This is a genomic window from Algiphilus sp. (assembly GCF_023145115.1).
Lineage (GTDB): Bacteria > Pseudomonadota > Gammaproteobacteria > Nevskiales > Nevskiaceae > Algiphilus.
The window spans coordinates 28,280-50,159 of the sequence record NZ_JAGLEJ010000026.1 but is presented as its reverse complement, the minus strand read 5'-3'; the positions used below and the strand labels follow the sequence as shown (position 1 = coordinate 50,159).

Genomic DNA, 21,880 nt, shown 5'->3' with positions numbered 1-21,880 from the left:
TGCAGTTCCTGGACCTGATCCAGGAGGGCAACATCGGCCTCATGAAGGCGGTGGACAAGTTCGAGTTCCGCCGCGGTTTCAAGTTCTCGACCTACGCCACCTGGTGGATCCGGCAGGCCATCACGCGCTCGATCGCCGACCAGGCGCGCACCATCCGCATCCCGGTGCACATGATCGAGACGATCAACAAGCTCAACCGCATCTCGCGCCAGATGCTGCAGGAGTACGGCCGCGAGCCGACGCCGGAAGAGCTTGCCGAGCGCATGGAGATGCCCGAGGACAAGGTCCGCAAGGTGATGAAGATCGCCAAGGAGCCGATCTCGATGGAAACGCCGATCGGTGACGACGAGGATTCGCATCTGGGCGATTTCATCGAGGACGTGGCCGCCATCTCGCCGGTCGATTCCACCACCGGCGAGTCGCTGCGCGAGGCCACCTACGGCATTCTGTCGAGCCTGACGCCGCGCGAGGCCAAGGTGCTGCGCATGCGTTTCGGCATCGACATGAACACCGACCACACGCTGGAAGAGGTCGGCAAGCAGTTCGATGTCACCCGCGAGCGCATCCGCCAGATCGAGGCCAAGGCGCTCCGCAAGCTCCGCCATCCGACGCGCGCCAACTACCTCCGCAGCTTCCTGGACGAATCCGGCGGCAGCTGATGCGCCTGCGTGCGACCGTGGCGCTGATGCTGACAGTCAGCGCCGCGCCGGTCGCCGCCGAGCGTGCCGATCTGAACGTCGGCGGCGCGTTCTGGTGGACCCAGCTGGAGGGTACGCTCGACAACGGCGAGCGGCTGGCGGTCGGCCGCGACCTGGCGCTCGACAGCGATGACAACGTCATCGCCGAGGCCACCGTCACGCTGGGCATTCCGGGGCGGCCCGAACTCCTGTTCGAGTATGCGCGGCTCGGCGCGAGCGGCAGCACGGAGGTCGATCGCGACCTCGCCATCGGCGACCTGACGCTGATCGCCAACCGCGGCACGCTCGACACGCGCGTGCGTGCGGACGACGGCCTGGTGGCGCTGCGTCGCACCTTCCGGCTGGGCTGGCTGCGCGTGGCGCCCGGCGTCGCGCTCCGGCACGTCAGTGGCGATGTCCTCTACGTCGAGGATGCGCCGCTCCAGGGCATCACGCGCGAGCGCCAGGCGGTGTCGCGCACCTTCCCGATGGCGCATCTCGGACTCGGCATCGGCGCCGGGCGTCTGCGCTTCGAGGGGCGCGGGCACTATGTCGCGCACGACAGCGACCGCGTGTTCGATCTGCGCGGCGTGCTCTGGATGCATCCCTCGCCGCGACAGCATCTGCGCATCGGCGTGGGCTGGCAGCTGCGCGACTACCGCTTCTCCGAAGCCGATGGCGACGGCGCCGATCTGCGCGTCGACGGCCTGCAGGTGCTGCTCGGCGGGCGCTGGTAGCGTCGGCCGCGCGCGGAAGCGCCGGCGCGGTCCGGTCGGCTCAGTGGCGGAGGCGGGCCATGCCGCCGGTGCGTCGCACGCGCAGACCGTGGGCGACGGCGACCGTCATGCCGCAGATCCCGGTGCCCAGCAGCCAGAACAACAGGGCGAAGGCCGGGCCGAGCGCCATGGTCGCGGCGGCCAGTGCCGCGGCGAGCGCCACCAGCCCGGTGGCACGCCGCGCGTGCGTCGCTGCGGACGTCAGCGCCGGGTACCCGATGCGGCGCCGCTCGCTGCGCTGGGCGGACGCCAGCACCGCCGTGCCGACGAGCATGAGCACCAGGGCCGGGATCACGCCGCGCTGCCCCGGATGGCGTCGGCGCGCGTCACCGCCGTCGTTCCGTGACGCGGCAACAGCGCGCGCCAGGCGCCCGCGCTCAGCAGCCCGAAGGTGATGAACGCGAGGTCGCATCCGGCGGTGGCCCAGTCGCCGCGCGACACCGTGCGCAGCAGATGGTCGCCGGTGGTCAGCGCATTGAGCAGCGGCAGGGCGCAGAGTCCCGCCGCAAGCGCGCCGAGCTGCAGGCGCAGGTGCGGCATCCCGGGGCGGAGAAGTCCGGCGAGCAGGCTGCAGCCCCAGGCGCCGAGGAAGACCGCGATCTCGGTATCCGCGCGTCCCGGCATGTCGGGCAGCAGGCGGTTGGCGGCGAGCATCGCGACCGTCGCCAGTGCGAGGCCGGCGGTCGATGCGCCGCCCACTGCCTGCACGATCCGGTAACCGAGGCGACCGGCGCGCTGCGCGCGCTTGTCGAGCCAGACCAGGAAGCCGGTGGCGATGACGGCGCAGCAGCACAGCCCCATCAGGAAGTACAGCCAGAGCACGGACCAGTGGTCGAACATCGCGATGTGCAGGCCGGTCAGGAACCGGTAGACCGTCATCGCCGGACCGACGCGCTGGTGATGCATGAGCGCGCCGGATGCGCCGTCGAAGGTGAGCTGTTCGTAGTCGTAGCCGATGGTGTCGCCGGTGTACCGGTACATCGCCACATAGGCGTCGGCGTCGCCCGGGTGGATGACACCGATGCCCAGCGGCCGGCCGCCGCCCCAGATGCGGTCGGCCTCGGCCACCATGGCATCGACCGAGGCCAGCGCCCCGGGGCGGCCGGCGGGCTCCCGGTCCGGGTGCGGGAACGCGTCGTGGAAGAAGGTATCCGCATCGGGGTAGGCCGCCAGCACGCCCGCCGGCATGTGCATGTGGGCGAAGATGATCAGGCCCGACAGCGTCATGACGAACAGGAACGGCAGGGCCATGACGCCGCCGATGTTGTGCAGATCGAGCAGTGCGCGGCCGCGGGCGCGTTCGGCGCGGAAGCTGAACAGATCGCGCAGGATGCGCCGGTGCACGATGACGCCGGACACGGACATCGCCAGCACCACCATGGCGGCGAGCCCGACGATCCAGTACCCGAGCATCGGCATGCCCGCCTTGTCGAGATGCAGGCCGTAGTGCATCGGGTAGAAGAACCCGCCGGCACCGAGCGTGCCCGGCGGGGGCAGCATCTCGCCGGTGCCGGGGTCCACGAAGCGCTGAAGGTGGGTATCGCCGGGGCCGTGGTAGTGAGCCGCGTAGACCGGTCGGCGCGGGCTCGGCGGGTACAGGAACACCGGTTCGTCCTCGACCTCCAGATCGCCGAGAACGGTGGCGAGCGCGGCGTCGTAGCCGACGTCGCCGGTCGCCGCCGCCCGGGTCTGCGGCATCATCCAGCGGTCGAGCTCGTCGTCGAATACCGAGATGGTGCCCATGAAGAAGATCAGGAACACGAGGCCGCCGAAGAGGATGCCGGCCCAGGTGTGCAGCAGGTTCATCGATTGCCGGAGCGAGCGCGTCACAGGCTGCCCCCGACATCGGTGGCGATGACGGCGAGCGCACCCGTTGCAGCGCACAGCGCGGACGCCAGCCAGCCCCGCCACAGCGGCTGTGCGGCGAAGGCGTAGAGCGCCAGCACGAGCCAGACGGGGAGAGAGGCGAACAGCGGCCAGCCCACCGCCTCGGCGCGCGCCACACCGGCGAGACGCAGCAGCGTGGTGGCGGCGACCGTGAGGCCGGTGGCACCCATGTAGGCCAGGGGCAGGGCCGCGATGCTGCGCAGGGTCGCTTCCACCACGCCGCTCGGGGCGAAGGCTCTACGGTGCACGCTCGCGCTGCGGTTCGATACCATGAATACAAATGATAAAGGTTAGCGACATGAAATGCCGTTCCCCCGGCCTCCGGTGCCGCGCATTCGGACTGCTGTGCCTCGTGCTGACCGGCGCCGCCGCGGCCGAGCGCGAGCAGGCGCCCGTGCTGGGGGCGGATCTCGGGGCCTTCGACTATCCGCATCCCGTCGAGCGGATCGCGCTCGACGGTCCGCACGGTGACGTCGCGATGGCCTACATGGATATCCGTCCGCAGGGCGGAGGCGATGCACCGGTGGCGCTGCTTCTCCACGGCAAGAACTTCTGCGGCGCCTACTGGGAGGACACCGCGGCGGCGCTGATCGCACGCGGCATGCGGGTGGTCGTTCCGGATCAGGTCGGCTTCTGCAAGTCCGGCAAGCCCGCAGCCTATGCCTACAGCTTCCATCAGCTCGCGGCCAATACGCGGGTACTGCTCGACGCGCTCGCCGTCGACCGGGTGGCGGTGGTGGGCCATTCGATGGGCGGCATGCTGGCCATGCGCTTCGCGCTGATGTACCCGGAGCGCACGCAGCAACTGGTGCTGGTGAATCCGATCGGTCTCGAGGACTGGAAGGCGAAGGGCGTGCCGTATCGCGGTGTGCCGGCGTGGTACGAGCGCGAACTCGGCAAGGACTACGCTGCCATCAAGGCCTATCAGCGCTCGAGCTACTACTTCGGTGAATGGAAGCCGGCCTACGCGCGCTGGGCCAGGATGCTGGCCGGGATGTACGGCGGGGACGATGTCGCGCGTGTCGCCTGGGCGCAGGCGCTGACCTACGACATGGTCTACACGCAACCGGTGGTGCACGAGCTGGAGAACATCGCCGTGCCGACGACCCTGCTGATCGGCCAGCGCGATCGCACGGCGCTCGGCAAGGACCTGGTGCCGGAGGCGGTACGCGAAACCCTGGGGCGCTACCCCGAACTGGGTTCTCGCGCGGCAGAGCGCATTCCGGACGCGGTGCTCGTCCCGTTTCCCGAACTGGGGCACCTTCCGCACATCGAGGCGCCCGAGCGGTTCAATGCCGCGCTAGTGCAGGCGCTGGACGATCAGGGCGTGCCGGCGGTCTCGGCGGAGTAGGCCGGCGTGTAGACCACCGATTCCTGCCGCGAGTAGTAGCGCGCCAGCGCCTTGATCTCGCGGTCGCTCAGGTTGGCCGCCTGGCCGTTCATGACGGCGTTCTTGCGGGCGCCGGAACGGTACTGCTCCAGCGCCGCCGCCAGGTAGTCGGCGTGCTGGCCCGCGAGCAGCGGATAGCTCGGCTGGATGGTCTTGTTGCCGCTTTCGCCGTGGCAGGCCGCGCAGGTGGCGACCAGCTCCTGGAGCGAGCGATCCTCGGCGCTGGCACCGGCTGCGGCGCAGAGCAGGAGAAGGGCTAGGGTCTTGCGCATGGGGTCGAAATACCTGGCTGCTTCAGCGCTTCGGCGCCTGGGAGAAGAAGGCGGCGATATCGGCGATTTCCTGGTCCGTCATCGGGCCGGCCTGGGCCCGCATCGTGGGATGCTGGCGATCGCCGGCGCGGTACGCCTTCAGGGCCGAGACGAGATACTCCGCGTTCTGGCCGCCGAGCTTGGGCACGCTGTAGGTCGGGTACACGTTGTTGTACCCGGGGATGCCGTGGCAGCCCATGCAAGTGTTCGACAGCACGGCGCCATGCTCGGGGTCACCGGAAGCCGCTGCAACCGAGCTGACCAGGGCGGCGATGGCGACGGCCAGTGCGCTCAGACCTCTCATCTCAAAAAAGACTCCGACAGAGGATGCCCTGCAGGGGCGTCCGGGGGTGCCAAAAATGGGGCGCAATGATCGCCGAACCGCCCGAGGAGGTCAACACGACGGCGGCGTGCCGGGCTTTTGCTATGGTGCCGGCATGACCGATGCCGGAACGCGCATGCGTACTTCCAGCGCCGCCGATAGCGCGGCCGCGGCCTCCGGTGGATCGACCCGCGACTTCGCCGCGGTCGACCTCGGATCCAACAGCTTCCATCTGCTCGTGGCGCGTGTCGGCGAGGACGGGCTGATGCAGGTGATGGATCGTCTGCGCGAACCGGTTCGGCTGGCCGCCGGGCTGGACGCCGACCAGCGGCTGTCGGCCGATGCCCGCTCGCGCGCGCTGGCCTGTCTGGGGCGGTTCGGGGAGCGCATCCAGCATCTGCCCGAGAACCGGGTCCGCGTGGTGGGCACCAACACGCTGCGGGAGATGTATCAGGGAGCGGCGTTCATCGAGACCGCCGAGGCCGCGCTGGGCCACGACATCGAGGTGATCTCGGGCGCCGAGGAAGCCCGACTGGTCTACGAGGGCGTGACGCGCGGGCTCGAGGCGGACATGCAGCGCAGTCTCGTCGTCGACATCGGCGGCGGCAGCACCGAGCTGGTGATCGGCGATCAGCGTGGCCCGCAGCTGCTGGAGAGCGTGGCGCTGGGCTGCGTGGTGCATACCCAGCGCTTCTTCGACGATGGCCAGATCACGCGCAAGCGCTTCAATGCGGCGCGTCTCGCCGCTCGCGTCGAGCTCGAGTATCTGGAACGCTCCTACCGCGAGGCCGGCTGGGACATGGTGATCGGCTCGTCCGGCACCGTGCGCGGGATCTGGCGGGTCCTCATGGCCCGGGGCTGGAGCGACGACGCGATCACGCGCGACGGGCTCGACAAGCTCGTCGAGCTGCTCATCGATACCGGCCGGATCAGCGCCATCCGCTTCGACGGGTTGCGCGACGATCGCAGGCCGGTATTCGCCGGCGGTGTCGCGGCGCTTGCCGGCATCTTCGACAGCCTCGGCATCGAGCGCATGCGCACCTCGGAGCGGGCGCTGCGCGAGGGACTCATCTACGACCTCTGCGAGCGCAACGGCGGCGACGCCATCCGCAGCGAGAGCGTGCTGGCGACGGCGCGCCGGTATGCCGTCGACGAGGCGCACGCCCGCGACGTCGTCGAGACTGCGCGCCACGCCCTCGACCAGGTCGCCGAGAGCTGGGAGCTGACCCAGCCGCAGCACGCCCGCCTGCTGGAATGGGCCGCGTTGCTGCACGAGGTCGGACTCTCCATCTCGCACGCGTCGTATCACAAGCACGGCGAGTACATCCTGCGCAACAGCGACATCCAGGGCTTCTCGCAGACCGAGCAGAAGCTGGTGTCGGTGCTCGTGCGCCTGCACCGCGGCAAGCTGTCGTCGAACGTGCTCGACGGCGTGCCCACCGTCTGGGCGCAGCCCGTGAAGCGGCTCGCGATCCTGCTGCGCATGGCCTATCTGCTCAACCGCTCCCGCAAGCCGGGCGTGGTGCCCGACTTCCGGCTGCGCGCCTCGCGCAACGCGCTCAATCTCGAGCTGCCCGGCCTCTGGCTGGAGAACAACCCGCTCACGCGCGCGGATCTCGAGCGCGAGGCCGGTCAGCTGAAAGCTACCGGTTATCGGCTCGGCATGGCCTGACCTGCACGCCACTGCGGTGCCGTCGCGATGGTGCCGTGCAGCATTGTCACTGACGGGCTTTTCCCCCCGATCACACAGGAGTATGTTGCTTCCGGGACGCACGAAGATGCGGCCTCGAACAACGACATACCTGCGAGACGAGGAGACACGCCGTGGCCATATCCATCCGCCAGTTGCGCTGGTTGGTGCTGCTGGGCTTTGCGGGCAGCTTCCAGGCCCATGCCATCAGCTACGAGTTCGGTGACATCACCGGCAGCTTCGATACCCGATTGTCCCTGGGCGCGACCGTCCGGACCCAGGATCCGGATCCTAAGAACTACGGCATAGCGAACTTCTACGAGGGCGAGCGCGGCACGGCCCGCTCGGTCAACGGCGACGACGGCAACCTCGTCTGGGACGCCGGCGACGTGACCTCCGCCGTCGCGGCGTCATCCCACGAGCTGGTCGCCAACTGGGAGAACTTCGCGTTCTTCACCCGCTTCCGCTTCGCTTACGACTTCAAGGCGCGCGGCAGCTCCAGCCCGCTGGGTCCGAAGGGCGAGTCGCGCGAGGGGCGCGTCAACGACCTCCTGGACCTCTTCGTCCAGGGCCGATTCCGCGTCTTCGACCGCAGCCTGCGCATCCGCGTCGGCCGCCAAGTGGTGAGCTGGGGCGAATCCACCTTCATCCAGAACGGCATCAACGTCATCAACGCGATCGACGTGTCGGCGCTGCGCTCGCCCGGCTCGCGTCTGCGCGATGCGCTGATCCCGTCGCCGATGGCGCACGTCAGCTACACGCTCACGCGCAACCTGAGCATGGAGGCGCTCTACATCGCCGACTTCGACGAGATCGAGATCGACCCGCGCTACGCCTACTTCTCGACCAACGATTTCGCCCCCATAGACGGCGACAAGGCCTTCCTGGGACTGGGGCGCCGGGCGGACGACAACCGCGCGCCCATACCGGTCGCATCGGGCGACGGCGAGGCGCAGCTCTGGTTCGATCGCGAGTACGTCGACCGACCCGAGGGCGATCAGCAGTACGGCATTGCCTTCCGCTACTTCGCGCCCGCGCTCAACAGCACCGAGTTCGGCATCTATTACCTGAACTACGACAGCCGCCTGCCGATCTTCTCGACGCGCAAGGGTGCTCCCGTTGCCTACGCCAACGCGGCTGGCGACCGCGCGCCGCTGGGCGCGCAGACCGGCACCTACATCATCGAGTATCCGGAGAATGTCGATCTGTTCGGCCTGAGCTTCAACACCCTCGGCCCGTTCGGTGTCGCCCTGCAGGGCGAGTACTCCTACCGCCCGAACCTTCCGCTGCAGCTCGCGGCCATCGACGTGTTCCTGCAGGCACTGGACGCTTCGCCACTGGCGGGGCCGGATGCCGCGAACATCGCCAACAACCTCGCCGACACGCGTGGCGGGTACGTGCAGAACGGCGAGATCGTGCAGGGCTACGAGCGCGTCGACGCGCATCAGTGGCAGATGACCGCGACGCAGAGCTTCGGGCCCACCTTCGGCGCCAGCCAGTTCGTCATGCTCGGCGAGGTCGGCGTCAACTATCTCGACCTGCCCGACGGCTTCATCTTCAACGGGCCCGGCGTGTCGCTGCCGGCGCCGGGTGGCGGCGAGCAGACGCCCGGCTTCCCCGGCACCGCGCTGTCCGGCGGATCGACCCAGCCCGGCGGCTTCGCCACCAGCACGTCCTGGGGCTACCGCATCCTGGGCCGCTTCGACTACGACAACCTCGTGGGTGCCGTCACCGCCTCGCCGCGGCTCGCGTTCTCCCACGACGTCAACGGCGTCGGCCCCAACTTCACCGAGGAGCAGATGGCGGTCACCGTGGGTCTCGGATTCAACTACCTCCAGGACTGGGGCGTCGACATCAGCTACACCAGCTACTTCGGTGGTGAGGTCTTCCGGGGCGAGGATCCCGCGCCTGCCGCCGACGGGCAGCCGCAGACCTGGGCCACGCACGCGAACGGGAACATCGATCGCGATTTCGTGAGCGCGAGCGTTTCCTACTCCTTCTGATCACCACCAGCACGGGAAGACGCACATGATGACCATCAAGCAAACACTGACCGCGCTGCTGCTGGGCTCCGTGACGGCGACCGCCTTCGGCGCCGTTTCGGAAGAGGAGGCCCAGCGACTCGGTCAGGACCTGACTCCCATCGGCGCCGAGCGCGCCGGCAACGAGGCGGGCACCATCCCGGCGTGGGATGGCGGCCTCACCGAGGTGCACCCCGACTTCGAGAAGGGCGGGCACTACCCCGATCCCTATGCCGACGACGAGCGCCTCTTCACCATCACCGGCAAGAACTACGAAAAGTACGAGGAGAACCTGAGCGCCGGCCAGATCGCGCTGCTCAAGCGCTACCCGACCTGGAAGATGCACGTCTATCCGACGCGCCGCTCCGCGGCCTATCCGGAAGGCATCTACGAGGAGACGAAGACCAACGCCACCAAGGTGGAGCTGGTCGAGGGCGGCAACGGCTTCGAGGGCACCACCGGCGGCGTGCCGTTCCCCATTCCGCAGTCCGGCCTCGAGGCGATCTGGAATCACCTGACGCACTACCGCGGCGACACCTACGCCACCACCTGGGAGCAGGCGGCGGTCACGCAGGGCGGCGACTACACCCTGGTCGACTTCGACTACGAGTACGACTTCGTCTACAGCAACCAGGACAAGTCGCCCAGCGAGCGCGAGGACAACCTGCTGTTCTACTTCCTGCAGGTCATCCGCGAACCTCCGCGCCTGGCCGGCAGCGCGCTGCTGGTCTACGAGTACGCCAACCAGGTCAAGCAGCCGCGTCGCGCCTGGACCTACAACCCGGGGCAGCGTCGCGTGCGGCTGGCGCCCAACGTGGCCTACGACAACCCGGGGACGGCGGCGGACGCGCTGCGCACCAACGACGACTTCGGCATGTACAACGGTGCCACCGACCGCTACGAGTGGACGCTGCACGGCAAGAAGGAGATGTACATCCCCTACAACAGCTACGAGGCCAACGGGCCGACGCTGTCGGTGGAGGAGATGGTGCGTCCGAACCACGTCAATCCGGAGCCGCTGCGCTACGAGCTGCACCGCGTCTGGGTGGTGGAGGCCAACCTCAAGGAAGGCACGTCGCACATCTACAAGCGCCGCATGTTCTATCTCGACGAGGACAGCTGGGGCATCGCGGTCACCGACAAGTACGACAACCGCGATCAGCTCTGGCGCGTGGACGAGGATCACAAGTACGCCTACTACGACATTCCCTTCCTGGCCCCCGGCATGGAGGTCAAGCACGACCTGCAGTCCGGCCGCTACATCGCGCTGTCGCTGCGCAACGACAAGGAGACCGTCTACAAGCCCATCGAGCGGACGCCGGCGGACTTCAGTCCGGCCGGCCTGCGCGACCTCGGTCTGCGCTAGCAAGGCGGCGATCGCATCCCTGCGTATTCGACCCGGCTCCGGCCGGGTCTTTTTTGTGCGCGCGCGCTACCATGCGCGCTTTCCCTTCCCCGGATCGCCAACAAGGGCATGCAGCACGAATACGATGCGGCCGCGGTCGAACAGGCCGCGCAGGCGTACTGGCAGGCGCACGACAGCTTCGCGGCCGAGCCCGGCGGTGTCACCGCCGGCGATGCGCGCCATTTCTACTGCCTGTCGATGTTCCCGTACCCCAGCGGCAAGCTGCACATGGGGCACGTGCGCAACTACACCATCGGCGATGCCATCGCGCGTGTCCGGCGCATGCAGGGCGATCGCGTGCTGCAGCCGATGGGATGGGACGCCTTCGGCCTGCCCGCCGAGAACGCCGCCATGGACAAGGGCGTGGCACCGGGTGCCTGGACCCGCGACAACATCGCGGCGATGCGCGCGCAGCTCAAGCGCCTCGGCTTCGCCTACGACTGGTCGCGCGAGTTCGCGACCTGCGATCCCGAGTACTACCGCTGGCAGCAGTGGTTCTTCCTCAAGCTGCTCGAGGCCGGGCTGGTCGAGCGGCGCAGTGCCGTCGTGAACTGGGATCCGGTCGATCAGACCGTGCTCGCCAACGAGCAGGTCATCGAGGGACGCGGCTGGCGTTCCGGCGCGCTGGTCGAGCAGCGCGAGATCCCGCAGTGGTTCATCCGCATCACCGACTACGCCGACCAGCTGGTGGACGATCTCGACAAGCTCGAGGGCTGGCCGGAGGCGGTCCGCACCATGCAGGCGAACTGGATCGGCCGCTCCTACGGCATCGAGATCGATTTCGCGCTCGCCGGTCGCGACGATCGCCTGACCGTGTACACCACGCGCCCCGACACGCTCCACGGCGTCACCTACATGGCGGTGGCCCCGCAGCATCCGCTGGCGCGCGAGGCGGCCGCCGGCAATGGCGATCTGGCGGCTTTCATCGAGGAGATCCGGCGCAGCGGCGTCTCCGAGGCCACGCTGGAGACCACCGAGAAGCGCGGCATGCCGCTGGGCATCGATGCCGTGCACCCGCTCACCGGCGAGACCGTGCCGGTCTGGGTCGCCAACTTCGTGCTCATGCGCTACGGCGCGGGTGCGGTGATGTCGGTGCCGGCGCACGACGAGCGCGACTTCGCCTTCGCGCGCGCCTACGATCTTCCGGTCCGGCCGGTGATCGGGCCGGACGCCAGCGGACCCGCCGATGTGAGCGAGGCCGCCTTCACCGAGAAGGGCATCGTCCATGCATCGGGCCGCTATACCGGCATGGACTTCGCGCAGGCCTTCGACGCCATGGCCGAGCAGCTGCGCGCCGACGGCATCGGTCGCGTGCGCACCAACTACCGGCTGCGGGACTGGGGCATCTCGCGACAGCGCTACTGGGGATGCCCGATCCCGGTCATCTACTGCGAGGCGTGCGGCGCGGTACCGGTTCCGGAGTCCGAGCTGCCGGTGCGGCTGCCCGAGGACCTCATGCCCGACGGCTCCGGCAATCCGCTGGCGCGCAACGACGCCTTCGTGCAGTGCGCCTGCCCGAAGTGCGGCGCAGCGGCGCGGCGCGAGACCGATACCTTCGATACCTTCATCGACTCGTCCTGGTACTACGCCCGCTTCGCCAGCGCGCACAGCCACGACGCCATGGTCGACGAGGGCGCGCGCCGCTGGCTGCCGGTCGATCAGTACGTCGGTGGTGTCGAGCACGCGGTGCTGCATCTGCTGTACGCGCGCTTCTTCACCAAGGCGATGCGCGACCAGGGCCTGCTCGACTGCGACGAGCCCTTCACCCGCCTGCTGACCCAGGGCATGGTGGTGGCGCCGACCTTCCTGCGCGAAGGCGACGACGGCCGCAAGCGCTGGTTCAATCCGGCGGAGGTCGACATCACGCGCGACGCACAGGGCGCGCCCGCCGGCGCGGTCGCGAAGGCGGACGGGCAGCCGGTGACCATCGGTGCCATCGAGAAGATGTCGAAGTCGAAGAACAACGGCGTCGACCCGCAGGCCATGATCGATGCCCACGGCGCCGACGCCGTTCGCCTGTTCATGATGTTCGCCGCGCCGCCGGACCAGTCGCTGGAGTGGAGCGATGCCGGGCTCGAGGGCGCCAGCCGCTTCCTGCGGCGGCTCTGGCGCCAGGTGCACGAGCACCTCGCCCTCGGTGCGCCGGCGGAAGACGCCGGCGACGACGGAGACGCGCGCGCGCTGCGCCGCCAGCTGCACGAGGCGCTGCGCAAGATCGACGACGACGTCAATCGCCGCCAGGTATTCAATACCGCCATCGCCGCCTGCATGGAGCTGCTCAACGCGGTCGGCCGCGCCGACCAGTCGCGTCCGACCATGCGCGCTGCCGTGCGCGAGCTGCTGGAAGCCCTGGTGCGCGTGCTGGCCCCCATCACGCCGCATATCGCGCACGCCCTGTGGGAGGCGCTCGGTCACGAGACGCCGGTGATCGCGGCGCCATGGCCGCAGGCCGATCCGGAAGCGCTGACCGCCGACGAAGTGACGCTGGTGGTGCAGGTCAACGGCAAGCTGCGCGGCCGTGTCACGGTCGCGGCCGAGGCCTCGCAGGACGACATCATCGCGGCCGCGCTGGCGGACGAGGCCGTCGCCCGCTTCGTGGGCGAGCAGCCGTTGCGCAAGCGCATCGTCGTGCCGGGCCGGCTCGTCAATCTCGTGGTCTGAGGACGGACATGGCCAGTCGCCGGCTCCTGCTCGCGAGTCTGCTGCCCGCCGCGCTGGCGGGCTGCGGCTTCCGCCTGCAGGGCAGCCGGCCGCTGCCCGAGCCGCTGCAGCGCGTCTACCTCGACAGCCAGCAGCCCTACAGCGTCGACGAGCCCCCGGTGGAGACATCGCTGCGCACGCGGCTGCGCCGACGCGGCGCGGTGGTGACCGGCGACCGCGGCGACGCCAATGCGGTGCTCACCATCACCGACCTGCGCGAGGAGTCGAACGTGCTGTCGGTGAACACGCGCGGGCGGGCCATCGAGTTCGAGATCTTCGTCGAGGTCACCTTCTCGCTGTCGGATGACGAAGGCGTGCTGATCGCACCCCAGACGCTGTCGGCGCGGCGCGCGCTCAGCTTTCCGAGCGAGCAGATCCTTCCCAAGGAATCGGAGGAGGAGCGTCTCAAGACCTACCTGCAGGACGAGCTTGCCGAGCGCATCCTGCTGCAGCTGGAGGTGCGCCTGACGCAGGGCGGCGAGGGCTGACGCCGCGCCTCAGTGCATCCCGAGGCGGCTCGCCAGCCACTCGGCCGGATGCACCACCGGCACCTCCGCGCCGGCGGCACGCAGCGCGGCCCCGAGATGCAGCCGGCATCCCACGTTGGCGCACAGGACCCGGTCCGGCGCACGGTCGCGAATGGCCGCGACGATGGGGGCCGCCAGCCGGTCGGCGCGTTCGGGCGCCTCCAGGAAATGCAGGCCCGAAGCGCCGCAGCAGCCATCGGGGCTCGGCAGGACGTCGATCGTGGCGCCCGGTACCGAGCGCAGCACGCGGAGCATGTCGGCCTCGTCGCGAACGACGTTGCGCTGGGTGCACGGCAGCCACACGGCGATCCGCTCGGAAGACGACCGGAACGGGAGCGCCGCCGCGCGCTCCAGGAGCAGCGGCCATGGTGCGCTCAGCCTGCCGGCGAACGGCCGCGCCGGATCCTCCTTCTCCGCATCCTGCAGCCATGCCGTGCACCCGCTGGCGATGCCCACGATGTGTGCCGGCGCGGCAGTCGCCATCGCGCTCGCGTTGACGGTGATCGCGCGTGCCGCCGCATCGGCTGCGCCGCCGTGCTGCTCGAGGGCGCCGCAGCAGGTCTGTCCGCGCGGAACCGCGCAGCGGTAACCGGCGGTCTCGAGGACGCCGCGAAGGGCGTTCAGGGCAGGGCGGTCGACACTGTCGCCGAGGCAGCCCGCGAACAGCGCCACGTCGACGCCCTCGGTCGCGATGGCGCGATCGCGGGCCTCGCGCGGCCACGGCAGTCTCGGAAGCGCATGCAGCCAGCGGCCGGGCCGGGTGCCGGCCAGCAGGCCGCCCAGCACCCTGGTGATGCCCGCGCGCTGCGCGACGAACAGGGCGCGCAGCAGGACGCGCCGGAGGACGGGACGGTGCAGCAGCCAGGCACTCCGCCGCCGGCGCCGACCGCGTGCCGGCGCGTGCTCGGCGAGAAGCGCCTGGCCGGCATCGAAGAGGCGCCCGTACGGCACGTGTGCCGGGCACACGCGTTCGCACGCACGGCAGCTCAGGCATTGATCGAGGTGCCGCGTCACGCTGTCGTCGGGCTGGCGGTCGCCGTCCGCGAGACGCTGCAGCAGTGCGATGCGGCCGCGCGGCGATTCGGCCTCGCTGCCGTCGACGGCATAGGTCGGGCAGTGCGGCAGGCAGAGGCCGCACTTCACGCACTGATCGGCGTCGGCGCCGATGCGGGCGACGAGTTGCTGTCGGGTCTGGAGGGGCATGGCGACGGGGGCATTGTTACACTCCCGCGCTGCCCCCAGCCACGCAGGATTCCGCCCATGCGCTCGACAACGGCCTCGCGCGCAGCCGCCGTTCTCGTCACTCTCTTGCCGATCGCGGCGCCGTCGGCCTTCGCGCAGATGGAGGCTCCGGGCTGGGACGCCACCGACCTCGGCGAGCGCGAAGCGCCATCGCCCGCGGCGACCGTCGAGGCGCTGGCCGCCGGCGTGCCCGAGGCGGTTGCGGTCGATGGCGGCGATGTTCCGGTTGCCGAGGAAGTCGCCGACGATCCCGGCCCCTGGACCGGCGAGCTCGGTGCCGGCTTCGTATCGTCGAGCGGCAACAGCAGCAGCCGGGCGGGCAACCTCCGCATGAGCCTCGGACTGGAAGCGGGCCGCTTCAAGCACAATCTGAAGGGCGAGGCCCTGCACACGCGCGATGAGGGCGAGACCACCGCCGAGCGCTACACGGCGGGCTACAAGGTGGACTTCAACTTCACCAGCCACGACTTCGCATTCGCCGCCGTCGAGTTCGAGAAGGACCTCTTCGCCGGTGTGCGCGAGCGCATGTCCGAGACCGTCGGCTACGGCCGCAGACTTCTCAAGACCGAGGCGCATGCCTGGAACGTCGAGCTCGGCGGCGGTCTGCGGCAGACGGAATTCCAGGAGCCCGAGGACGGCGCCAGCACCGAGGATCTGTCCGAGTCGGAAGCGGTCGGCCGCTTCGCCACCGACTACACCTGGAAGCTCTCCGGGACCAGCGTGTTCAAGCAGACGCTGTCGGCCGAGAGCGGTGCCTCGAACACCGCGATCGAGAGTCTGTCCGAGCTGCGTCTGTCCATCATCGGCAATCTCTTCGCCGCGCTCAGCTACACGGTGCGGCACAACACCGAGGTCGCCGAGGACACCGAGCGGACCGACTCGTACACCGCCGTCAACCTCAGCTACGCATTCGGCGACTGATGGCCGACATTCCGACGCCCTACTACCGCCACCACCTGTTCTTCTGCTGCAACCGGCGGGAGGCGGGCGCGGCCCGGCCCTGCTGCGCGGCGCGCGGTGCCGAGCGCGTGCGCGCCTACGCCAAGGAGCGCATCAAGGCGCTGGGCCGCAACAGCATGGGCGACGTGCGCATCAATCTGGCCGGTTGCCTGGACCGCTGCGAGCAGGGCCCGGTGCTGGTCGTCTATCCGGAAGGGGTGTGGTACCGCTACCTCGACGAGGATGACATCGACGACATCATCCACGAGCACATCGAGAACGGCCGCATCGTCGAACGCCTCCGCATCCCGGGGTAGCGGCGGACCCCATCAGAGCAGCGGCTGCTCGATGGACAGCGGATCCTGGCTGCGCGGTGGCCGCATCTCGCGTGGCTGGGGCGACACCGGCTCCGGGGTCTCGTCCCGGCCGGTGAGCCAGACCAGCATGTCGAAGTAGGTGCGCACATTGCCGACGTACTGGACCGCCTCGGGGCCGCGCGCGTACCCGTAGCGCAGCTGCCGGTAGTGTCGCGGCTGGGTGAGGAGCGGCAGGTGCTGCCGCACATCCACCCAGCGATCGGGGTTGTCGCCCATCGATGCGGTGAGACGCCGTGCGTCCAGCACGTGCCCCAGCCCGATGTTGTAGGCCGCGAGCATGAACCAGCTGCGGTCCGGCTCGGGAATGCTGTCCGGCAGCCGCCCGTGCAGGGAGCGCAGGTAGCGCGCCGCGCCATCGATGGCTTCGTCCGGATCGGTGCGGTCCGAGATGTCCAGGAACTCGGCGGTCTGCTCGGTGATCTGCATGATCCCGCGGACACCGGTCGGGCTCACCGCCTTGTTGTCCCAGTGCGACTCCTGATAGCCGACCGCTGCGAGCAGGCGCCAGTCCACGCCGGTCGATTCGCCGGCCCGCTCGAAGTGCTCCCGGTAGCGGGGCAGGCGTGTCTCGAAGTGCGTGGCCAGGGCCACGGCATCGACGTAGTTGAGTCGGTCGATGTGCCCGAAATAGCGGTCGCGCAGCCGCGCCATCTCCTCGGTGCCGAGCAGCCGCAGGAAGTGCGCCAGCGCGCGGTTCAGGGCCTCGCCGTGCGTCGCGGACACCGCCCAGGCGAGAGGGCGCGCCGGCCCGAGGTCGCGCCTGACCACCAGGCGCGGATAGTAGCGCTGGGTGATCGCCACCAGGTCAGAGCCCGCCACGGTAAGCGCCAGGTCGCGGTCGGCGACCTCGCTGAGCAGGGCCTCCACTTCGGTGCCGGCGCGCGCGTGCCACTGCAGGTCCGGGTACTGCGCTTCCAGCTCCTGCAGCCACTCGACGTAGGCGGTGCCCTCGGCCACGACGATGGTGTCCTCGAGCGCGCCCAGATCGTCCGGGATGGCGTTGCCCGTGCGCCCGACCAGCTGCGGGGTCCGGTAGCGCAGCGGCCGCGAGAAGCGTAGATCGCGCAGCCGGTTGTCCGTGACCGGCGACGCGATGGCGGCGATGTGCGCATTGCCCGAGCGCACCTCGTCGTGCGCGGCGTCCGGCGAATCCACCAGAACGATCTTCAGCTCGACGCCCAGATGCGCCGCGAAGTCGCGTACCAGGTCGTAGTCGAAGCCGGTGTAGCCCGCGGGACCGAGGTAGTAGCTGGTCGGGTCGTTGACCATCGCCGCGCGCAGCACGCCGCTGCGGCGGATCTGCTCCAGTGCCGGAGAGCGCCAGCTGCCGGTGACCAGCAGCGCCGCTACCAGTAGCCACATCCCGAGTCTCAGCAGCAGGACGGCGCCCGGACGGGACGGGCGGATTCGAGGGCGGCGAAGCATGCCCGCAGCCTAGCGCAAGCGCCGGCCTCGCGGCATTCCCGGAATCGGGGGACGTCGAAACGGGACGACGGACGGTTGTGGAGACCGCACGCTATCGGGATGCCCGGCGCCGGGCACAAGAAAGGGCCGCCCTTCGGGCTCGCTGCGCTCGCGCCATCCGCCTTCGGCGGAGGGTCGAACCCGGCATTGTTCTCGTGGGTTCGAATCTGGAGCACTTCGCTTCGGGCAGCGAAGGCTGCGCGGTATTGGCGCTTTCGCAAAACTGGCGGAGGGGGTGGGATTCGAACCCACGTGGGGCGTGAGCCCCCAACCGATTTCGAGTCGGTGCCGTTATGACCGCTTCGGTACCCCTCCGAGGGGCGACATTCTACTAGCGAGTGACGCTGCGTGGGGCAGGCGCCGTCATGGTCCTGGCCCACGCCTCCGGCGAGGCCCGTGGACCAGGCTGCGAAATGCCACTGGCATTTCGGTCCTGCTCCACCCGCTTCGGTACCCCTCCGAGGGGCGACATTCTACTAGCCTCGCACGCAGCGCGGATACAGGAATGTCCGGCTGTGTGGAGCGCGCGATTCTACTCGGCATCGGAGCTTCTTGCCGGGCATCGAGCAGGATCGCCGCGGTCACCAGGCTCGGCTCCTGCCTCGCCAAAGTGACCCGGCCCGGGCATCCCTGTCCGGGCGTTCGCCCGCTGCGAAGCGCCACTGGCGCTTCGGTCGGGCCGGAGGGCTCTGCATGGCTGTGAGCGGTGCGGATCGCCTGGATGTCGTGCGGAGATCGCCGCGGTCACTGAGCTCGGCTCCTGCCTCGCCAAGTGACCCGGCCCGGACATCCTTGTCCGGGCGTTCGCCCGCTGCGAAGCGCCACTGGCGCTTCGGTCGGGCCGGAGGGGGCCGCATGGCTGTGAGCGGTGGGGATCGCGGATGTCGTGCGGAGATCGCCGCGGTCACTAAGCTCGGCTCCTGCCTCGCTAAGTGCCCCGGCCCGGACATCCCTGTCCGGGCGTTCGCCCGCTGCGAAGCGCCACTGGCGCTTCGGTCGGGCTCACCCCAGATCAATGCCGCTGCAGAGGAGGGCCAGCAGGCCGAGGGCGATCTGCCATGCCGCCGGCCTGGCATCCGCGTCGGTTCGTGCGCGCGTCGTGGTGCGCGTGGACGCGGCGCTGCCGGGCCTGGAAGGTGCGCGATGCGCTCGCGGTTGCGCGGTGGTGCCGGCGGTAGTGCGGGGGCGACGGCTGCGGCGCGAGGTGGAGGCGGCGTGTGCGGACATGGCGGTTGGCCCGTTGCGGATGTGCGCACAGCATCCCGCGCTGGTGGCTCATGGCGTGAGCCTGCTGCTCGACGGGTCCTCAACGGGTCATGGATTCACGCACGTGCCGCCGGAGTTCCTCGGGCTCGAGCACCTCGACCTCGCGTCCGTGCCGCAGGATCTCCATCACCAGTTCCTCGTCGTGGTGGTAGGGCACGCGCAGCGTGCAGCGGCCGTCCGCGCCGAGTTCGGTGCGCTGGTCAGGGTGCCAGATCTCGTCGCGGATCCAGCGCGAGCGTTCGGTCGAGAAGCGCAGGACGGCCCAGCGGTCGGGGGCCCCGGAGAAGATGCCGTAGGCCGCGCCCAGGCTCCGTTCCAGCGCGTCGGCGGCGATGTCCACGGCCTCGTCGTCGTCCAGCTCGGCCTGCACGATGGCGTCGACCGAGAAGTTGCGCAGGTCCTGCCGCAGGTGGCACCAGGCATCCAGATACCAGTTGCCGCGATAGTGGATGAGCCGCTGCGGCGAGACCTGGCGATCGGTGACGGTGTCGCGCGACCGCGTCCAGTAGCGGATGGTCAGACGGCGGCGTGCCATGACGGCGTGGGCCACCGTGGGGAAGCACGTCGACAGGCGCCGGCGCACGCCGGTGGGGAATACGCGCACGCGTTGTCGCAGCTGTTCCAGGGCCGGTCCCTGATCGCCGAGCAGCTCCGCGAGACGGTCGCGCATGCGCGACAAGGGCTCCCCCAACAGGCCGTCGCCCATGTCGGCGAGCAGCGCATCGAGGGTCAGCAGGCCGTGCAGCTCCTCGGGCGAGAACCACAGTCCGGGCAGTTCGAAGCGGTTGCCCTCGGGTTGTTCGCGATCGTACCGGTAGCCGCCGCGATCGCGATCGTAGACGATGGGTGCGCCGTAGCGGTCGCGCAGGTACTCGATGTCGCGCTTGAAGGTGGCGCGCGAGATCTCCAGCGTGTCGAGGAAATGCCGGAGAGGCAGGCAGCTTCCCGCCTTCAGCTTGCGGTGGATGTAGTAGAAGCGTTCGCCGCGCTCCATCTCAGGCAGCGTCGTCGGCGGGCGTGCGGTTGGCGCTGACCGCGCGCAGGCAGAACCGGCAGATGCTTTCCACCAGCCGGCGGCGCTCGTCGGCCGTGGCGGGTGCTTCCGCGGTGGGGCCGCTCAGCGCCTCGGTCATGGCGCCGACCAGGCAGGCGGCGGCCAGGCCGGTGTCCTGCTCGGGGAACACGCCGCCCGCGACGCCTTCGTCGAGGATGGCGCGATAGGCCGCAGCGACACGCTTGCGATGGTACTGCCGCGCGCTGTCGAGCTCGGGTTCCACCGGCTCGACCATGAAGGCGTGGGCGAGGTGGGGGCCTTCGAGCGCGCGACCGGCATAGCTGCGCACCGCGGCCTGCAGGCGATCCTGGACCGAGCCACCGGCGCTGCCGATGGATTCCAGTATGCGGATCTCGTGATCCGCCGCAGCGCCCAGCACATCGATGAACAGCTCGGCCTTGGACGGGAAGTAGCGGTACAGCGAGCCGGTGGACAGGCCGGCGGCTTCCGCCACCGCGGCCATCTGGGCATGCCGGAAGCCGCCGCCGGCAATGATGCGTCGGGCCGCGTCGCGGATCCGCTGGCGGTTGTCGTCGAGGCGCGCCTGCATGCGCGCGGAGCGGCGGTAGGCCATGTTCGCGGCAGATTCCCGCATGAAATGAACGTAACTTCACAATTATGCCGCGGCTGACTAGACTTGCGCGGCCAACGCGAGGAGACCCCCGATGACCATGAAGCATCTCAATCACGACCTCGGAGAGGATATCGAAGCGCTGCGCGATGCGGTTGCCGCGTTCGCGGAGCGCGAGATCGCGCCGCTGGCCGCCCGGGCCGACGCCGACAATGCCTTCCCCAATGCGCTGTGGCCCAAGCTCGGCGAGCTGGGCGTGCTGGGCATGACCGCCGACCCCGAGTACGGCGGGATGAATCTGGGCTATCTCGCGCACGTGATCGCCATGGAGGAGATCTCGCGTGTGTCGGGCAGCATCGGCCTGTCCTACGGCGCGCATTCCAATCTGTGCGTCAATCAGCTCGACAAGAACGGCAGCCCCGAGCAGAAGGCGAAGTATCTGCCGAAGCTGGTCAGCGGCGAGCACGTCGGCGCGCTTGCCATGAGCGAGCCGGGGGCCGGCTCGGATGTGGTGTCGATGCGCCTGCGCGCCGAGAAGAAGGGCGACCGCTACGTGCTCAACGGCAGCAAGATGTGGATCACCAACGGTCCCGATGCCGACACCCTGATCGTCTACGCCAAGACCGATCCGGATGCCGGGCCGCGCGGCATCACCGCCTTCATCATCGAGAAGGGCTTCAAGGGCTTCTCCACCGCCCAGAAGCTCGACAAGCTCGGCATGCGCGGCTCGAACACCTGCGAGCTGGTGTTCGACGACTGCGAGGTGCCCGAGGAGAACGTGCTGGGTGCGGTCGGCAAGGGGGTCAACGTGCTGATGTCGGGGCTCGACTACGAGCGCGTCGTGCTCTCCGGCGGTCCGCTCGGGCTCATGCAGGCGGCGCTCGACATCGTCGTGCCGTACACCCACGAGCGGCGCCAGTTCGATCAGCCCATCGGCACCTTCCAGCTCATGCAGGCCAAGCTCGCCGACATGTACGTGGGCAGCTCGGTCTGCCGCAGCTACGTGTACGCGGTGGCGCGCGCCTGCGATCGTGGAGAGACCACGCGCAAGGACGCCGCCGGCGCCATCCTGTACGCGGCCGAGAAGGCCACCTGGGCCGCCGGGCAGGCCATCCAGGCGCTGGGCGGCAACGGTTACATCAACGAGTACGCCACCGGCCGGCTGTGGCGCGACGCCAAGCTCTACGAGATCGGCGCCGGCACCTCCGAGATCCGCCGCATGCTGATCGGGCGCGAGCTCTTCGACGAGACCGTCTGATCC

Annotated in this window: 20 protein-coding genes and 1 tRNA gene; 11 read left to right on the top strand and 10 right to left on the bottom strand. The window is 69.5% G+C overall.

Features of this window, described 5'->3' with window-relative positions:
• A partial coding sequence (locus KAH28_RS09240; protein WP_290575908.1) for a sigma-70 family RNA polymerase sigma factor occupies positions 1–659 on the top strand: 659 nt, incomplete at its 5' end.
• Complete coding sequence (locus KAH28_RS09235) at positions 659–1,414, top strand: hypothetical protein (RefSeq protein ID WP_290575906.1); 756 nt, start codon at positions 659–661, stop codon at positions 1,412–1,414. The genes KAH28_RS09240 and KAH28_RS09235, both read left to right, overlap by 1 nt.
• 40 nt (positions 1,415–1,454) lie before the next feature.
• Here KAH28_RS09235 and KAH28_RS09230 read toward each other — a convergent pair whose 3' ends face one another.
• From KAH28_RS09230 to KAH28_RS09220, 3 genes are read right to left on the bottom strand one after another with little or no spacing between them, the layout of a single operon-like run.
• Entirely contained in the window at positions 1,455–1,748 is a 294-nt protein-coding gene (locus KAH28_RS09230) for a hypothetical protein (protein WP_290575904.1), read from the bottom strand.
• Positions 1,745–3,283, bottom strand: a complete 1,539-nt coding sequence (locus KAH28_RS09225) for a PepSY-associated TM helix domain-containing protein (RefSeq protein ID WP_290575902.1) — start codon at positions 3,281–3,283, stop codon at positions 1,745–1,747. Before KAH28_RS09225 ends, KAH28_RS09230 begins: the two co-directional genes overlap by 4 nt.
• Positions 3,280–3,588, bottom strand: coding sequence for a hypothetical protein (locus tag KAH28_RS09220; protein ID WP_290575901.1), 309 nt, complete (start codon positions 3,586–3,588; stop codon positions 3,280–3,282). The genes KAH28_RS09225 and KAH28_RS09220 overlap by 4 nt, the downstream gene beginning before the upstream one ends.
• Before the next feature lie 50 nt (positions 3,589–3,638).
• Between KAH28_RS09220 and KAH28_RS09215 the strand changes: the two genes are divergently transcribed.
• Positions 3,639–4,691: an alpha/beta hydrolase gene (locus tag KAH28_RS09215; protein ID WP_290575900.1), complete on the top strand. Its 1,053-nt coding sequence runs from the start codon at positions 3,639–3,641 to the stop codon at positions 4,689–4,691.
• On the opposite strand, the gene KAH28_RS09210 is transcribed toward KAH28_RS09215, so the two are convergent.
• Both KAH28_RS09210 and KAH28_RS09205 read right to left on the bottom strand, forming a co-directional pair.
• Positions 4,661–5,002 (bottom strand): cytochrome c, encoded by a 342-nt coding sequence (locus KAH28_RS09210; protein ID WP_290575899.1) that lies wholly within the window; start codon positions 5,000–5,002, stop codon positions 4,661–4,663. The genes KAH28_RS09215 and KAH28_RS09210 overlap by 31 nt on opposite strands.
• 22 nt (positions 5,003–5,024) lie before the next feature.
• Positions 5,025–5,345, bottom strand: a complete 321-nt coding sequence (locus tag KAH28_RS09205) for a c-type cytochrome (RefSeq protein ID WP_290575897.1) — start codon at positions 5,343–5,345, stop codon at positions 5,025–5,027.
• Between the two features lie 154 nt (positions 5,346–5,499).
• Between KAH28_RS09205 and KAH28_RS09200 the strand changes: the two genes are divergently transcribed.
• The 5 genes from KAH28_RS09200 (at position 5,500) to lptE (ending at position 13,667) form a co-directional block, all read left to right on the top strand.
• Positions 5,500–7,035, top strand: coding sequence for a Ppx/GppA phosphatase family protein (locus tag KAH28_RS09200; protein ID WP_290575896.1), 1,536 nt, complete (start codon positions 5,500–5,502; stop codon positions 7,033–7,035).
• A gap of 152 nt (positions 7,036–7,187) precedes the next feature.
• Positions 7,188–9,056, top strand: a complete 1,869-nt coding sequence (locus tag KAH28_RS09195) for a DUF1302 domain-containing protein (protein ID WP_290575895.1) — start codon at positions 7,188–7,190, stop codon at positions 9,054–9,056.
• 25 nt (positions 9,057–9,081) lie between these two features.
• Positions 9,082–10,440, top strand: coding sequence for a DUF1329 domain-containing protein (locus KAH28_RS09190; RefSeq protein WP_290575894.1), 1,359 nt, complete (start codon positions 9,082–9,084; stop codon positions 10,438–10,440).
• A 108-nt stretch (positions 10,441–10,548) separates the two neighbouring features.
• On the top strand, positions 10,549–13,140 hold the full coding sequence (gene leuS / locus KAH28_RS09185; protein WP_290575893.1) for a leucine--tRNA ligase: 2,592 nt from the start codon (positions 10,549–10,551) through the stop codon (positions 13,138–13,140).
• A gap of 8 nt (positions 13,141–13,148) precedes the next feature.
• Positions 13,149–13,667 carry an LPS assembly lipoprotein LptE gene (gene lptE, locus KAH28_RS09180; protein ID WP_290575892.1) on the top strand — a complete coding sequence of 173 codons (519 nt, stop codon included), beginning with the start codon at positions 13,149–13,151 and terminating at the stop codon, positions 13,665–13,667.
• 9 nt (positions 13,668–13,676) lie between these two features.
• On the opposite strand, the gene KAH28_RS09175 is transcribed toward lptE, so the two are convergent.
• Positions 13,677–14,909 (bottom strand): (Fe-S)-binding protein, encoded by a 1,233-nt coding sequence (locus KAH28_RS09175; protein WP_290575890.1) that lies wholly within the window; start codon positions 14,907–14,909, stop codon positions 13,677–13,679.
• A gap of 57 nt (positions 14,910–14,966) precedes the next feature.
• Here KAH28_RS09175 and KAH28_RS09170 point away from each other — a divergent pair, with 57 nt between their 5' ends.
• On the top strand, positions 14,967–15,869 hold the full coding sequence (locus tag KAH28_RS09170) for a YdiY family protein (RefSeq protein ID WP_290575888.1): 903 nt from the start codon (positions 14,967–14,969) through the stop codon (positions 15,867–15,869).
• Entirely contained in the window at positions 15,869–16,204 is a 336-nt protein-coding gene (locus tag KAH28_RS09165) for a (2Fe-2S) ferredoxin domain-containing protein (protein WP_290575886.1), read from the top strand. Before KAH28_RS09170 ends, KAH28_RS09165 begins: the two co-directional genes overlap by 1 nt.
• A 12-nt stretch (positions 16,205–16,216) precedes the next feature.
• On the opposite strand, the gene mltF is transcribed toward KAH28_RS09165, so the two are convergent.
• From mltF to KAH28_RS09145, 4 genes are all read right to left on the bottom strand, one after another.
• Positions 16,217–17,626: a membrane-bound lytic murein transglycosylase MltF gene (gene mltF / locus KAH28_RS09160; RefSeq protein WP_290575884.1), complete on the bottom strand. Its 1,410-nt coding sequence runs from the start codon at positions 17,624–17,626 to the stop codon at positions 16,217–16,219.
• Positions 17,627–17,952: 326 nt separating this feature from the next.
• Positions 17,953–18,043 (bottom strand) — tRNA-Ser (locus KAH28_RS09155).
• 991 nt (positions 18,044–19,034) lie between these two features.
• Complete coding sequence (locus KAH28_RS09150) at positions 19,035–19,988, bottom strand: WYL domain-containing protein (RefSeq protein ID WP_290575882.1); 954 nt, start codon at positions 19,986–19,988, stop codon at positions 19,035–19,037.
• A gap of 1 nt (position 19,989) precedes the next feature.
• Positions 19,990–20,622, bottom strand: coding sequence for a TetR/AcrR family transcriptional regulator (locus KAH28_RS09145; RefSeq protein ID WP_290575880.1), 633 nt, complete (start codon positions 20,620–20,622; stop codon positions 19,990–19,992).
• 91 nt (positions 20,623–20,713) lie between these two features.
• Here KAH28_RS09145 and KAH28_RS09140 point away from each other — a divergent pair, with 91 nt between their 5' ends.
• The gene (locus KAH28_RS09140) at positions 20,714–21,877 is read left to right on the top strand and encodes an isovaleryl-CoA dehydrogenase (protein WP_290575878.1); all 1,164 of its coding nucleotides are present in this window, start codon (positions 20,714–20,716) and stop codon (positions 21,875–21,877) included.
• Positions 21,878–21,880: the final 3 nt, after the last annotated feature.